We start from the raw sequence: 15,009 nt of genomic DNA, 5'->3' as shown, positions 1-15,009 counted from the left end.
ATAAAATTTCAAATCAGTATGGATTGATGACGAGGGATTGTGTCGAAACCATAGCCATAGGTCAACCATAAATGGAATATGCAGAATAGCACCACGTATTTCTTTTAAAAATGCCCGGAAGTCATGCTGGAGTGTATTGTTGAAAAACTTGCATGAAATATGGGTAAAATCCCTTAATCGAACAAAATTGTTTCAATCTTGGCTCTCAACTGTTTGACCGGAAACAAAAAGCTTAATAGAACAAAAAGGTTCGCAAAGTTGGATTGGCGTTTTTATGTCATATAATACATTCGGTAAACTCTTCCGCGTTACAACATGGGGCGAAAGCCACGGACCGGCATTGGGCTGCGTTATTGATGGTTGCCCTCCGGGGATAAAATTCTCGGTGGCGGAAGTGCAAGCTTATCTTGACAAGCGCAAACCCGGACAATCCCGCTACACGACCCAGCGTCGTGAAGCCGATGAGGTCAAAATATTGTCGGGGGTGTTACCTTGTGACGAGGGAAAGCAATTGATCACCACTGGAACGCCGATTTCTATGATGATCGAGAACACCGACCAGCGTTCGAAAGATTATGGTAATATTGCCCGTGAATATCGTCCTGGACACGCCGATTATACTTATGATGTCAAATATGGTATTCGCGATTATCGTGGCGGGGGACGTTCTTCGGCACGTGAGACTGCAGCCCGCGTTGCTGCCGGTGCAATAGCCCGAAAAGTTGTTCCGAATCTTCGTGTGCGTGGTGCAGTGATTGCTATTGGCGAAATCGATATTGACCGCTCCCGTTGGGATTGGAACGAGGTTAATAACAATCCGTTTTTTACTCCCGACAAGGTAGCCGCTGAAAAATTCGCAACTTATCTTGATCAAATTCGTAAAAAAGGTTCGTCAATCGGTGCTATGGTGGAAATTGTTGCAGACAATGTGCCTGCCGGGCTTGGCGCTCCGGTTTACGGGAAACTTGATCAGGATATCGCATCCTTTCTCATGTCGATCAATGCAGTCAAGGCCGTTGAAATCGGTGAAGGATTTAATGCCGCCCGCTTGACAGGCGAAGAAAATGCCGACGAAATGCGGCATGGGGAAAATGGAAGACCGGTTTTTTTGAGCAATCATGCCGGTGGTATTTTGGGAGGTATTTCCAACGGCGAACCGGTCGTTGCGCGTTTTGCCGTCAAACCGACATCATCGATATTGACGCCGCGCCGTTCGGTGGATGTTGACGGAAATAATGTTGATGTGGTGACAAAAGGGCGCCACGATCCTTGTGTTGGAATACGAGCTGTACCTGTAGGGGAAGCGATGGTGGCTTGTGCCATTGCCGACCATTATCTTAGACATCGCGGCCAGACAGGCCGGATCTGAAAGGACTATTATGACATTCAACCAGAAATCGGTCGTGGACGCTATAAGAGCATTCGAACGCGGTGAAATCGTTGCGGTTACTGATGATAACGGCCGTGAAAACGAGGGTGACCTTATTGTTGCCGCTGTTCACTGCACACCTGAAAAAATGGCATTTATTGTGCGCAATACTTCCGGAATTATTTGTGCACCGATGACAGGCGAGGAAGCAAAACGTCTCAATCTCGCACCTATGGTTTCAAATAATGATTCAGCCCATCATACGGCTTTTACTGTGACAGTCGATTTTCTGCATGGTACGACGACTGGAATTTCTGCCGAGGATCGGACATTGACAGTGAGGAACCTCGCAAATCCGAACGCCAGTGCGTCCGATTTCAGTCGTCCGGGTCACGTATTCCCGCTTATTGCCCGTGAAGGCGGCGTATTGATGCGTTCCGGCCACACAGAAGCGGCTGTTGATTTATGCAAGCTTGCAAATCTTCCCCCGGTTGGTGTGATCGGCGAACTCATGAATGATGATGGAACAGTCAAACATGGTCCGGAAGTAAGAAAGTTTGCCGAAGAACATAATCTTCATGTCGTGACCGTAGCCGATCTTATCGCTTATCGGCAACGCAAGGAAACGCTCATCGAGCATGTTGACGAGATGAAAGTCGATACACTCATCGGACCAGCTATAGCCCATAGCTATCAATTGCCGTGGGAGCCGATGCAACATGTTGCTGTTGTTTTTGGCGATATCCGTGACGGCGAAAATATTCCCGTTCGTCTGCAACGGGAAAATGTTGTCGCCGATGTCTTTGGCAAGAAGCACGAGATTGAAGCTGTGTTGCGGCGGATGGCCGAAACGGAAAAGCGCGGTGTTTTTGTCTATCTCAGAGCCGGGTCTGTCGGTGTTGGTAGTGCCGATGAGAATCGCGATCGCGAAATGGCTATGGAAGGGCTTGAGACACACGAACAGGCGGTCGAACGTGAGGAAGAATGGCGCCAGATCGGTCTAGGAGCGCAGATTCTCAAAAGCCTCGGTATTACCTCGGTTATTCTTTATGCCTCGCGCGAGCGTCATTATGTTGGCCTTGAAGGTTTTGGTATCCATATAGAAAAAACAGATATTTTGTGAGGCTCGAATGGCAGAACAAAAAGAAAATGCCGATGTTTCTCAAATGAGTTTCGAGAAGGCACTCGGCGCGTTGGAAGAAATTGTTGAAAAACTCGAGCGCGGCGATGTCGCGCTTGATGAGACAATTCGTATATACGAGCGTGGAGAAGCTTTGAAAAAACATTGTGACAAGCTTTTGAAAGAAGCCGAAAACAAAGTTGATAAAATTCGCTTGTCGCGCGAGGGAGAGCCGGAAGGGCTGGAACCGCTTGATGCTGAACAATAAGCGGAATTTTTAAAATAAGAATTTTACAAGATAGGGGCCGCCGCCCCAGACAAGAGTCCACGCGGCTGCCCCGATAATATTGGCAACCAGAAATTTTGGAAAAGCCATTCCTCCGGAACCGGCAATAAGCCCGTTCAATTGGCGTAAAACGACTATAAATCGGGCCGTCGCTACAAAGAAGAATCCGCGTTTATCAAGCATATTCTGAAACTTTTCGAGCCTTTGTGGTGTGAGTTTCACGTAATGGCCATAACGCAATAAAAGTTTTTCACCGCCGAAATGGCCTATTGCATAACCGGTGCAATCGCCAAGCACACTTCCTGTAAAGGCACAAAGCAACATGGGCAGTAAATCGAGCTTTCCGGCAGCTGCGAGGAGAGAACCGGCGATGAGGCCACTTTCTCCTGGTACAGGAGCGCCGAATGATTCGAAATAGAGGATGAAGAAATAGGCAAACGGGCCATATTGTGAAATCCAATGTTGTAAATATTCTTCAACCATTGCCTATCATCTATCTTACGCTAAATTTATAACTCTTATGACGAAAACGGACGCCGGTTTGGTCATATGGCGCATCTTTATTTGTTATCAAGCGCATCATAAAGCTTGAAAATTATGTCTTGTCGACGATTTTAAGCGGATAAGAGGAGACAATCATCGCAATTTGATAAAAGCCAAGCGTTAAATAACCAAAATTTTTGAGTTTTAAGGTGCAAAATTGCGTCAAAAGCTGTAAAGCTTTGGCAAACAGGAAAATGTGTTAACAGTTGAAAACAACTAAGGAAAATAATTTGTCGCGACCATCAACACCATTGTTGGACAAGATACATCTGCCGGAGGATCTGCGCCGCTTGCCGGAAAGCGCCTTGACAGAAGTCGCTAATGAATTGCGGGCTGAAACAATTGATGCCGTATCGGTAACAGGGGGACATTTGGGCGCGGGGCTCGGCGTGGTAGAACTTACTGTCGCTTTGCATTATGTTTTTAACACACCCGACGATCGTATTATTTGGGATGTCGGGCATCAATCTTATCCCCATAAGATATTGACGGGCAGGCGTGATCGTATCCGTACTCTTCGTCAGGAAGGGGGATTGTCAGGTTTTACCAAACGCAGCGAAAGCATTTATGATCCGTTCGGGGCGGGCCATTCTTCAACCTCCATTTCTGCGGGTCTCGGTATGGCTGTTGCCAATGACCTGAAAAAGGAAAAAAAGCGTAATGTTGTTGCCGTTATCGGTGATGGTGCAATGTCTGCTGGCATGGCCTATGAGGCGATGAACAATGCCGGTTCGCTTGACGCGCGGCTCATTGTTATTCTTAACGATAACGATATGTCGATTGCTCCGCCAACCGGAGCAATGAGTGCCTATCTTGCACGGCTGGTTTCAAGCCCTTCATACCGTAATCTGCGTGAACGCGCCAAAGCTTTGAGCAAAAAGCTTCCCAAATTTTTCTGGGATAAAGCCCGTCGCGGTGAAGAATTTGCGCGTGGCTTTTTGACCGGTGGCACGCTGTTTGAAGAGTTGGGATTCTACTATGTCGGACCGATCGACGGTCACAATATCGAGCATCTCCTGCCGGTCTTGAAAAATGTCCGCGAACATCCGAACGGTCCGGTTCTTGTTCATGTTGTTACACGCAAGGGCAAGGGCTATGCACCGGCTGAAGCAGCGAGTGACAAATATCATGGAGTTAGCCGTTTCAATGTTGTGACCGGCGAACAAATAAAAGTTCAGAGCAAAGCTCCGTCCTACACCAAAGTATTTGCCGATTCTTTGATTAAAGAAGCAACGCTAGACGACAAGATTGTTGCGGTTACTGCTGCAATGCCTTCCGGAACAGGGCTCGACAAGTTTGCCAAAAAATTCCCCAAGCGCATGTTCGATGTCGGCATTGCCGAGCAACATGCAGTCACTTTTGCAGCCGGAATGTCTTGTGAAGGCCTGAAGCCCTTTGTAGCTATCTATTCGACATTTCTCCAACGTGCTTATGACCAGATCGTGCACGATGTCTCGATACAACAATTGCCGGTGAAATTTGCAATTGACCGCGCGGGTTTTGTCGGTGCAGACGGTTCAACCCATGCCGGAAGTTATGACACGGTCTTTTTGTCTGCACTTCCAGGTTTTGTTGTCATGGCACCGTCCGACGAGCTGGAATTGATGAATATGGTGCGCACGGCTGCAGCCTATGATCAGGGGCCAATTTCTTTCCGCTATCCACGCGGTGAAGGCGTTGGTCTTAAACTGCCGGAACGTGGCGAATTGATCGAAATTGGTAAGGGACGCATCCTGCGTGAGGGCAGTAAAGTGGCATTGTTGGGCTTTGGTACCCGTTTGCAGGAGGCACTTGCCGCCGCCGATGAACTGGCAGCCTCAGGACTTTCGACAACGGTTGCAGATGCCCGTTTTGCAAAACCGCTTGATGAAGATCTTGTTCGTCGCCTTGCGCTCGAACATGAAGTTCTCGTCACGATTGAAGAGGGGGCAGCCGGCGGTTTTGGTGCGCAAGTTTTGCAATTTCTCGCCAGGGACGGATTGCTCGACAAGGGATTGAAAATCCGTACAATGACATTGCCGGATAAATATCTCTATCATGGGCCGCAAGCAAAAATTCTTTCCGAGATTGGGCTTGATAAAACCGGTATCGTCAATACCGTCTTTGCCGCTCTCGGCCGCGAAGCACTGGTGACACCACAAATTCGGGCCTGAAATGCCGGAACGGCTGAGATTGGACACACTTCTGGTTGAAAAGAATTTCTTTTCAACGCGCTCACGTGCACGGGATGCTATTGCCCGAGGCACTGTAACTATCAACGGCATTGTTGTGAAAAAAGCAGGGCAAGCTGTTTTGGAAAATGCCGATATAGGGGTTTTTGACCCTGCCCAACATTATGTATCCCGTGCTGCTTTGAAACTGATTGCTGCACTTTCATATTTTCCGGTTAAAACAGAAGGTGTAACCGCGCTTGATATCGGTGCTTCAACGGGGGGATTTACAGAAGTTCTGCTTGAAAAAGGAGCGAGCCACGTCATAGCTGTCGATGTCGGTCACGGTCAGCTTCATTCTTCCCTCGTTAACCATCCGGCTATCACCCTTTACGAAGGGCTCAACGCCCGTGACCTTACGAAAGCCCACTTGAAAAATCGTCAAATTCAACTCGTCGTCTCGGATGTAAGTTTCATATCGTTAAAGTTGGCTTTGCCTCCGGCATTAAGTCTCGCTGAAAGGGGGGCACAGGCTGTGCTTCTCGTCAAACCGCAATTTGAAATCGGGCGCGAAGGCATAGGTCGGGGCGGCATTGTCAAAGATCCATCACGCGCGGAAAGTGTGGCACACGAACTTTTTTATTGGCTTGACGGGCTTGATAACTGGCGCGCGAAAGGGTTGATTCCTTCCCCGATTGAAGGTGGTGATGGAAATCGCGAATATTTACTTTTCGGAGAAAAAAGCAATGATTGAAGAGGTCGTAATAGACCATATCGGTGTCGCCGGTGACGGGGTTGCAAAGACAAACCATGGATTGATCTATGTGCCGTTCACACTTCCTCAGGAAGTTGCCAATATTGCGTCAGAAAACAATCATGCTTCAGTCATTGCGTTGAAAAAACGGTCCCCCGAAAGGGTTGAAGCAAAATGCAAACATTTTGAAGACTGTGGTGGTTGCTCATTGCAGCATTGGGCCGATCACCCTTACAGAATGTGGAAGAAGTCTTTGGTAATCGACGCATTGGAGGGGAGAAACATAACAACCGATGTAGATCCCGTTATTCCATGTGCCCCACATACGCGCCGTCGCATGATTTTGACCGCCCGTGTAACGCCGAAAGGGCAAATTGTCGGGTTCAATCGCTACCAATCCCATGAAGTTGTGGCCATTGAGGAATGTCCCGTCTCGCGTCCGGAGCTTGTGGATGCACTTGGGGCAATCCGATCGGTTGCCGCATTATTGGCAAACTACTCTAAGGAAATCCGGATTAATGTGACACTGGCAGAAAACGGAATCGATGTTGCATTGGAGGGCTGCAACATCAATGATGAAAAATTGCGCCAACGGCTCGTAGAAGAGGGCTTGAAGCAATCGTTCATACGTTTGACGGCGGATGGCGAGATCATCATAGAGAAAGAAAGGCCGGAACTTCATTTCGGTTCAACGATTGTCGAACTTGCGGCAGGCGGTTTTTTACAAGCAACCAAAGAAGCGGATGAGTTTATGGCTAGCCTCGTCCTGGAAGGCTTAAAAAAAACAAAAAATGCGGCCGACCTATTTTCCGGTGCAGGCACATTTACGTTCCGCATGGCCGAAAAGATGAAAGTTCATGCTGTTGAAAATGATGATGACGCTTTAAAAAGCCTTGATCGTGCCTATCGTCAATCGGTCGGGTTGAAGACTGTAACCTACGAAAAGCGGGATTTATACCGTCGTCCACTTCTTCCAAGAGAGTTGGAAGCTTTTGATGGGCTTGTTTTTGACCCGCCGCGGGCCGGTGCTGAAGAACAGGCACGGGAAATTGCCAAAACAAATATTCCGCGTGTGGTTGCAGTTTCCTGTAATCCGGTCACAATGGCGCGTGATTTATCTATTTTGATTGAGGGTGGCTACACAGTTGAAAAGCTTGTGCCGTTGGACCAATTTTTATGGTCACCCCACGTCGAGGCTGTTGCTTTGCTTAAAAAGCGCAAGCCCAAACCAGGCTGGCGCCTTTAAGAAATGTGAACTGCGCTTATCTCTAGCAGGATTTGATTTGCGGCGCAGTTTGAGGATTTTTATAAAAAACCGGTCTTAGGTAAACACCAGCCGTATTTCCGAAGAACGCGGCAACAACCCAAAGCCAGCCATGCAAGCTGCCTGATGCGATACCTGAAAAATAGGCACCGATATTGCAGCCGAAGCCAACACGGGCACCATATCCAAGAAGTAGCCCGCCAATAACGGCTGCACATGCAGAGCCGACAGGCATACGGAATTTGAAAGCAAAACGGCCAGCTAAACCGGCAGCAAGCATTGCTCCGGCGATAATGCCGAAATCCATCACCGAAGTGACATTGGAAAATATGCTCGAGCTAAGGTTTTTTGCGTTTCCCGGGTTTTGCCAGAACTGCCAGCTTGCGACATCGACACCGAGAGCAGAGCTGATTTTTGCCCCCCAAATCGGAAAGGCGCCGGCAATGCTCCATGGCTTTCCTGAAATCACAAGTGTCAAATAATTAAGCAATGCCAAGGCAATGCCGCCCCAAACCATTGGCCAAGGGCCATGGAAAAAACGTTGTAAACCTTTATGAGTTGTTGTCTTTTCCTGTTCAAGCGCGCCGTGGCGACGTTTTTCGATGATAACTGTCACCGATGCAATGATTGCAAAAAGCACAAGCGAGACTAAAATTCCTAATGGTGCGCCAAGGGTTTTAACTAGCGAAACCGGTTTCAGTGCCGGCATATTTGCCCAGAATGATGCATGAGCCGTTGAAACAAAGCCACCAAGAACAAAAAATGCAAGAACGAGAAGCATGCGGGCATTGCCGCCACCGAGAGTAAATAGCACACCGGAAGCGCAGCCACCGGCAAGTTGCATTCCCACGCCGAACATAAAGGCTCCAATGATAACCGAAAGGCTTAATGGGGCGAGTGAGCCATTGACGGGATGGCCAAAAACTTCACCGAGGCTTAATGTCGGGAAAAAAAGTAAAACAGCAATTGCCAGCATCAGCATTTGCACGCGCAAACCGCGTCCCCGTCCATCAAGAATGAAATTGCGCCAGGCCGAAGTAAAGCCGAATGACGCATGGTAAAGCGTTATTCCAAGCGCTGCACCGACAAGAAGCAAAAGCCCTTGCTCAACGCTGTAGCTAACTGAAAGCCAAATAGCAGCAAGCACAATGAATAAAGCGCTGATAATTTTTGGAAGTGTAAACTGACGAGACAGCTTTTGAGGCTGACCAGACACGACCGTGTACATGGTAATTCCTTTCAATCATGAAAGCCCGTTTCGGGCAATTTCATTATTTTTCCTACAAAATTAAGGTTACATTTTCAATGTTCTTTGTTCAAAAAACAAGAAAATTAGGTTTTTGAAGTGAAAGGTTTTTTTTGAGCTTTTGCAGTGAAGATAAAAAGCGGGATGCTCGATGGACGTTCGGTAGAACTACATTCCAAACGGTGTCTTCTCATAATTCGAAATTGCATCGGAATTCGAATTTTTAAAGCAGAGTTTACGATCGATAATTTACGATATCTTTCCAAAAAGAAAATTGCCATCGTTTGGTCAAAACATTGGTGAGATTGACAATTGAAAGCGGCTTTTCGATAGTTCGTTCTTTTGCCAGATTGCCTGATTAATGGCGAAGATATTTTTATCATTCAAGGATGGCAATTCAGCAAAGGAACTTTGCGATTTCCGTAATCAAAGCCGTCTATTTCGCATATTTCGGTCGACAATTTGTCGAATCCGATTTGACCGCATTATGACATAGAAATTATCAGGATTTGCCGTCGGGCGTTCTCGAAGCTTTAAAGCGGGAAGTTTGTGATAACAATATCATCCAAACCTCGATGTATCGGTATTATGGCCTTGAGCAAGTGTCCATATCAAGGTTTCACAACAGTGATAGATGGTCAAAAAAATACCTGAAGGAGTCGTTTTCGTCTCCACTTCAGTACACTCGGAAAATTATATTTTCGCGTGAACGGCCTATGTCTTGCCTTCAAATAAAAGGTTTAACCACCAGTAGAGAAAATTTTGTAGGATATCATCAACTAACGAAAACGACCCGATTATTTGTTAGCAAAATTGCTTACCCATCATTTCCGAGATAGTGGCAATGCTAACTGGCAATCTAATGTTTGGCATCAAACAGCAGTGCCGCCAATGGTCATTCCATTAATGCGCAAATGTGGCAAACCGACGCCAACCGGAACGCTTTGTCCGTTCTTGCCACATGTGCCAATTCCATTGTCAAGCTTGGGGTCGTTACCGATCATTGTGATGCGTTTCATAGCGTCCGGACCATTACCGATAAGCGTAGCCCCTTTGATCGGGGCAACGATTTTACCGTTTTTGATGCGGTAAGCTTCGGTGCATTCGAAAACAAATTTTCCTGAAGTGATGTCGACCTGACCACCACCGAAGGAGACAGCATAGATGCCGTCTTTCAAGGAGCCGAGCACTTCTTCAGGCGTATATTGGCCACCTAACATCATTGTGTTGGTCATTCTTGGCATCGGTGCACAGGCATAGGATTCACGCCGCCCGTTTCCCGTAGGGCGCATGCCCATCAAACGTGCATTAAGCCGGTCTTGCATGTAACCGACGAGCTTTCCGTCTTCGATCAGAACATTACGTGCAGAAGGCGTTCCTTCGTCATCCACGGTGAGAGAACCACGACGCCCGGCAATCGAGCCGTCATCAATAACTGTCACACCTTTTGCAGCGACCTGTTGTCCCATGAGACCAGAAAAAGCAGAAGTCTTTTTCCTGTTAAAGTCACCTTCAAGTCCATGCCCAACAGCTTCATGCAACATAACACCCGGCCACCCGCTTGCTAGGACCACGTCGAATGTACCAGCCGGTGCAGGCTCGGCTTCGAGATTGACCAGAGCCATACGGAGCGCTTCATCGGCAGCCATTTGCCAATTGTCTTCCGCAATAAAGCGGTCAAAAGCTTGCCTGCCACCGCAACCGTAAAAACCATTTTCAAGCCGGTCACCTTTTCCTGCAACCACTGAAACAGCAAGCCGCACAAGCGGGCGAACGTCTCTTACAAGCTCGCCATCGGCACGTAAAATCTCGACTTGTTGCAACGATCCTGCAAGCGATACAGAGACTTGCCGAACGGCATCATTTTTATTTCGGATATAAGAATCGATCTTTTTAAGAAGTGCTACCTTAGCTTCGAACGAGGGGGAATTGAGCGGGTTCAGTTCGTCATAAAGCTTTTTATTGGTGCCACGTGGTGCCGCGCTATAAGTTCCTTGGTAGCCGTTGGTGACAGCCTTTGCCGCATCCGAGGCTCTTTTTAATGCCGCTTTCGTGAGCTCTCCGGAATGGGCATAACCGGTCGCCTCATCCGCTACAGCACGTAAACCGAAACCTTTATCCTGATTGAACGAACCATTTTTCAGTCTTCCATTATCGAAAAGGAGTGATTCACTTTCACGATATTCAAGAAACAATTCTCCATCGTCAGCATTTTTCAAAGTGTCCTTCACAATCGATTGGACATCATTGGCTCCAACGTCGAATTGTTCGATCAGCGGTTTCATATAATTTTCCTGTCTTTAAACGGCCCTTTTCGCTCATTTATATAAAAACACGAGCACGATAATAAAGACCGCTTCAATCTTTATTGATCGGTCAGAGTGATCCGCGGGTTTGCTATCGTTTTCGCCCTATTCTTTTGGCAAGGAAGCATAAGCGTCCTTCAAGCCGTTAAGATCGATCATGCCGCCGACACCTTCTTCAGGTGTCGTAAATATGAAATAGGTTGCCATTTTCCCTTCAAGAAATGACTTAAGATCGTCATCTTTCAGAAATGCTTCGGCTACGCAATTGTCACCAAGACAGCGACGATATTCCATTTTGCCCATATCTTTATTGTCTATCTTGATTCCTACACCCAGACGCAGTTCAACTCTGATAGGAACAAAGACCCTCATAAGTGTGCCCTGATTTTTCGGCAACTTATAAAGCGTGACACGAAAAGCAATGTCGGGCCGGTTTTGCGCACGCACATTCTGGACAACTTCACATTGGACATTCGGTGTCCCCGGGGGGAGAGAACAGACTTTCGTCCATGCTCCAAAAGTTTTCGGAGCAGGCACATCCTGTTGGTTGGGCGTTTGCGCCTCTGCAAGAGCAAGGCAAAGCCCGATCATCGTTAGATAAGACGCGGCGACGCCACAAGCTCGTTTGAAAAAATGACGAAGTGACATAGAAACTCCTGCTCGAATCATCCTGACGATATCGCGCTTCAGCGTTTGTGAAAAGAGTCCACAAGCACGACAGTGTAAACCATTCACAACAGATATCACTTAAAGTTCAATTCTTGGGCAAGAACATGGCAAAAGCGCGCAGAATTGACAATTATGGCAATGAAGTGTTTCTATTTGGGGCTGTTTGTCGCATTGTTTTGATGTAAATATGTTGTTAAACGAAGTGAAAACAGGTTTCGCAATCAATAGATTGCTTGATTACGTTGGCAAAATTGATGTCTGAATACGCAAAGAAAAGTTTTTTTTCATCGTTATCGAACTTGGATAGCAAAGCAATCGGTACACTCTATCTGGTGCTCGCAATCGTAGCAGGCGTCATCGGTGCAGTATTTTCATTTGCCTTGCGTCTTTCTATGAACGGAAACGATTTTGCCTTTCTCGACGGCATTTTTCCGAAAGATACAGCTCTTTTATCATTCATGAGCACGGCGCACGCGCTGATTTTGGTGTTCTTCATGGTTATGCCGGCATTGATCGGCGGTTTTGCCAACTGGTTTGTACCGTTAATGATCGGCACCCATAATGTTGCATTTCCACGTGCAAATTTGGCAGCTTTCTTATTGTTACCCATTACTATTCTTTTTGGTTTCATTGCACTTTTGTCAGACGGTGATGGAAATAACTTCAAAATATTGATGCTTGCAACGATCGTCATCGGGTCGATCTCGTTCATTATTACTTTTATCAATTTCATCACAACAATTATTACAATGCGGGCGCCGGGACTTACCCTTTCTCGGTTGCCGGTTTTTGTCTGGTCGGTGCTCGTCTCGTCGTTTCTGGGACTGGTTTCGGTTCCGGCGATGCTTGCGGCTTTGACGCAACTTGTTTTTAACAGTTCGGGCAATGCCGGACATTTATCAATGATGGTATGGTTCTTCAGCCATCCGGAAATATTTGTGCTGCTCCTGCCGGCTTTCGGAATTATCAGTGAAATTCTGGTAACCTTCTGCAAGCGTCGTCTTTTTATGGAAAACGTTGTCATTGCGGCTATGGTGTTTACTGGCACAATCGGTTTCATTCTTTGGATGAACGATCTTTTCCAATTCGAGAAGCCTGATATCATGGCTCATTATTTCAAAGTTGCGCTGCCTTTTATCGTTTTACCAACTGCTTTTATCCTTTTGAGCTGGTGTGTGACATTGGTTCAAAGCAATTTCAAATTCGAGACACCGATGTTGTGGGCAATGGGCTTTTTCTTTGTTGTCTTGATGGGGCAACTTTCAGCATTGCAGCTTGTAACAATCGGCAACGGCATTAGCCCGAAAGATCAGTCTGCATTTGTTGCCCACTTCCATTACATCCTGTCACTCAGTGCTGTTTTTGCAATTTTTGCCGGTTGGTATTACTGGTTGCCGAAAATGACGGGATATCGTTGCAGCAAAGCCATGACGAATTTGCACTTCTGGTCATTGTTTATTGGCGTTAACGCTATTTTCCTGCCTCAACATCTCAATGAATTAACTGATAATGCTCTTTTCAGTCCGGCTATATCGGATATGTTTTCGTCAGTCGGGGCACTTCTTGCAGCCTTTTCGGTTATTGTTTTTCTATTCGGGCTCTGTAAAACTTTTATTGTAAGACAAAAAGCAGAAGGTAATCCGTGGGGCGAGGGGGCTTTGACTTTGGAATGGCAATTGCCGTCACCTCCTAACAAAGACGCATGGGAAAAAGTGCCTGTCGTAACGAAATAATGGCTACCGGGCTTACGGATTTTTGAAATCAAAAGCGTTTATTGTTTAAGTTTGAGCCGATTAAATATGGGGCGAGCCAATTACCTTATAACCGGAGAAAACTCTCTGAAAGGTTAGCAACACATATTTTTAAAAAAGCATCAGATGTGTGATTTTAATTATCTATTCCGCAATCGGATTTTTAAATTTACGTTGGTATATTTTTCAAAGATTCATTTTCGAAAATGGAATAGTGCATACAAAATAAGCGGAAAATTTTTCCTGCTTTTGCCATTGAATTGAGCGCCCCGAACAACGTGCTTAAAGTCGTTTGATCTTCAAGAAATCGATATTGTTTCCTTAAAAAACAAATTAATAGTTGCGTTTTGTTGTTAAAATAGCTTCTATAGTCGAGGTTGTGTTGACCTTTCGTCCGGTAATGCCACGAAGGCACCGCTTTAAAAGATGCATTTAAAAGAACGGGTTATATATGTCCATATCAAAGCAAGCATTGCAAAAACCGCATTTGGTTGGCCCTTCGGAAGCCGATGCGAACGACTATATAATTCTTTTGAAGCCGCGGGTGATGTCTCTGGTCGTATTCACAGCACTTGTCGGCATGATGGTCGCACCTAATCCTATCAATCCCGTTCTCGGCTTTCTGGCAATTTTATGTATTGCCGTTGGTGGCGGGGCGTCGGGCGCTTTGAATATGTGGTATGATGCCGATATTGATGCCATCATGAAACGCACTAAAAAACGTCCTATACCGGCTGGCAAGTTAACGGGCGGTGAAGTGCTGGTTTTCGGCCTCGTATTGTCGGCATTGTCAGTGCTTACAATGGGCATTTTCATTAACTGGTTTTCGGCCGCATTTCTTGCTTTTACAATATTCTTTTATGTCGTGATCTATACCATGTGGCTTAAACGCTCTACGCCGCAAAATATCGTTATCGGCGGTGCTGCTGGTGCATTTCCTCCGATGATCGGCTGGGCAGCGGCAACCGGTACAATCAGCATTGAAAGCGTTGTGCTCTTTCTCATTATATTTATGTGGACCCCTCCGCATTTCTGGGCCCTCTCGCTTTTTGTTACGACCGATTATGGTGCTGCCCATATTCCAATGATGCCGAATGTGAAAGGCGAGCGATCGACGAAAAACCAGATTTTCGTTTATGCAATTTTGATGGCGCTATGCGGAATTGCACCCTATTTTATCGGTTTTGCCGGCATGACTTACGGGGCTTTGTCGACAATTCTAGGCGTTATCTTCGTCTATCATTCCTACCAACTTTGGAAGACGGAAAATCGCGAAGAAACTGTGGCACGTGCGAAGAAACTGTTTTTCTTCTCGCTCTTTTATCTCGCAGCTTTGTTTGCAGTGCTACTGATAGAATCGCTGGCTACTCGCCTCATGGGCTATCCGGGAGCATGAATATGGACGGGCACAAGCCTCTCAATCAAATCGAACTTACAGAAATTCAGAAAAAAGCTCAGCGTCATAGGGCAAAAGGCCTTGCTATTGCACTTTTTCTTTTTGTTCTTCTTGTATATGCGGCCACGATGGCGCATGTGGGTGCCTGAAATAAC

Annotated in this window: 13 protein-coding genes; 9 read left to right on the top strand and 4 right to left on the bottom strand. The window is 46.6% G+C overall.

Annotated features, from left to right (window positions below):
• The first annotated feature begins 274 nt into the window (after nt 1-274).
• The 3 genes from aroC to H3V12_RS05285 are packed head-to-tail and all read left to right on the top strand — an operon-like array spanning nt 275 to nt 2,757.
• Nucleotides 275-1,369 carry a chorismate synthase gene (gene aroC, locus H3V12_RS05295; RefSeq protein WP_198213324.1) on the top strand — a complete coding sequence of 365 codons (1,095 nt, stop codon included), beginning with the start codon at nt 275-277 and terminating at the stop codon, nt 1,367-1,369.
• A 10-nt stretch (nt 1,370-1,379) separates the two neighbouring features.
• A complete protein-coding gene (gene ribB, locus H3V12_RS05290) occupies nt 1,380-2,492 on the top strand; it encodes a 3,4-dihydroxy-2-butanone-4-phosphate synthase (protein WP_198213315.1) in 1,113 nt (370 codons plus the stop codon).
• 7 nt (nt 2,493-2,499) lie between these two features.
• On the top strand, nt 2,500-2,757 hold the full coding sequence (locus H3V12_RS05285) for an exodeoxyribonuclease VII small subunit (RefSeq protein WP_075870161.1): 258 nt from the start codon (nt 2,500-2,502) through the stop codon (nt 2,755-2,757).
• Nucleotides 2,758-2,766: 9 nt separating this feature from the next.
• Here H3V12_RS05285 and H3V12_RS05280 read toward each other — a convergent pair whose 3' ends face one another.
• Entirely contained in the window at nt 2,767-3,258 is a 492-nt protein-coding gene (locus tag H3V12_RS05280; RefSeq protein ID WP_075870160.1) for a DedA family protein, read from the bottom strand.
• A gap of 290 nt (nt 3,259-3,548) precedes the next feature.
• On the opposite strand from H3V12_RS05280, the gene dxs reads away from it, so the two are divergent.
• The 3 genes from dxs to H3V12_RS05265 are packed head-to-tail and all read left to right on the top strand — an operon-like array spanning nt 3,549 to nt 7,468.
• Nucleotides 3,549-5,471: a 1-deoxy-D-xylulose-5-phosphate synthase gene (gene dxs, locus H3V12_RS05275; RefSeq protein ID WP_198213313.1), complete on the top strand. Its 1,923-nt coding sequence runs from the start codon at nt 3,549-3,551 to the stop codon at nt 5,469-5,471.
• A gap of 1 nt (nt 5,472) precedes the next feature.
• Nucleotides 5,473-6,222, top strand: a complete 750-nt coding sequence (locus H3V12_RS05270; protein ID WP_198213311.1) for a TlyA family RNA methyltransferase — start codon at nt 5,473-5,475, stop codon at nt 6,220-6,222.
• Nucleotides 6,215-7,468, top strand: a complete 1,254-nt coding sequence (locus H3V12_RS05265; protein ID WP_198213309.1) for a class I SAM-dependent RNA methyltransferase — start codon at nt 6,215-6,217, stop codon at nt 7,466-7,468. Before H3V12_RS05270 ends, H3V12_RS05265 begins: the two co-directional genes overlap by 8 nt.
• A gap of 22 nt (nt 7,469-7,490) precedes the next feature.
• Here the strand turns inward: H3V12_RS05265 and H3V12_RS05260 are convergent, their stop codons facing one another.
• The 3 genes from H3V12_RS05260 to H3V12_RS05250 form a co-directional block, all read right to left on the bottom strand.
• The gene (locus H3V12_RS05260; RefSeq protein WP_198213307.1) at nt 7,491-8,714 is read right to left on the bottom strand and encodes a YeeE/YedE family protein; all 1,224 of its coding nucleotides are present in this window, start codon (nt 8,712-8,714) and stop codon (nt 7,491-7,493) included.
• Nucleotides 8,715-9,604: 890 nt separating this feature from the next.
• Nucleotides 9,605-11,017, bottom strand: a complete 1,413-nt coding sequence (tldD, locus tag H3V12_RS05255) for a metalloprotease TldD (RefSeq protein ID WP_198213305.1) — start codon at nt 11,015-11,017, stop codon at nt 9,605-9,607.
• 126 nt (nt 11,018-11,143) lie between these two features.
• Nucleotides 11,144-11,629, bottom strand: coding sequence for an invasion associated locus B family protein (locus tag H3V12_RS05250; RefSeq protein WP_225867817.1), 486 nt, complete (start codon nt 11,627-11,629; stop codon nt 11,144-11,146).
• 332 nt (nt 11,630-11,961) lie between these two features.
• On the opposite strand from H3V12_RS05250, the gene H3V12_RS05245 reads away from it, so the two are divergent.
• The 3 genes from H3V12_RS05245 (at nt 11,962) to H3V12_RS05235 (ending at nt 15,003) form a co-directional block, all read left to right on the top strand.
• Nucleotides 11,962-13,440 (top strand): cbb3-type cytochrome c oxidase subunit I, encoded by a 1,479-nt coding sequence (locus H3V12_RS05245; RefSeq protein ID WP_198213301.1) that lies wholly within the window; start codon nt 11,962-11,964, stop codon nt 13,438-13,440.
• Nucleotides 13,441-13,909: 469 nt separating this feature from the next.
• Complete coding sequence (locus tag H3V12_RS05240) at nt 13,910-14,854, top strand: heme o synthase (RefSeq protein ID WP_198213299.1); 945 nt, start codon at nt 13,910-13,912, stop codon at nt 14,852-14,854.
• Nucleotides 14,855-14,856: 2 nt separating this feature from the next.
• Entirely contained in the window at nt 14,857-15,003 is a 147-nt protein-coding gene (locus H3V12_RS05235; protein WP_178391783.1) for a hypothetical protein, read from the top strand.
• Nucleotides 15,004-15,009: the final 6 nt, after the last annotated feature.

Origin of the sequence: Bartonella sp. W8167 (assembly GCF_016100335.1) — a bacterium.
GTDB classification, from domain to species: domain Bacteria; phylum Pseudomonadota; class Alphaproteobacteria; order Rhizobiales; family Rhizobiaceae; genus Bartonella; species Bartonella apis.
This window is presented reverse-complemented; position numbering and strand designations above follow the sequence as displayed.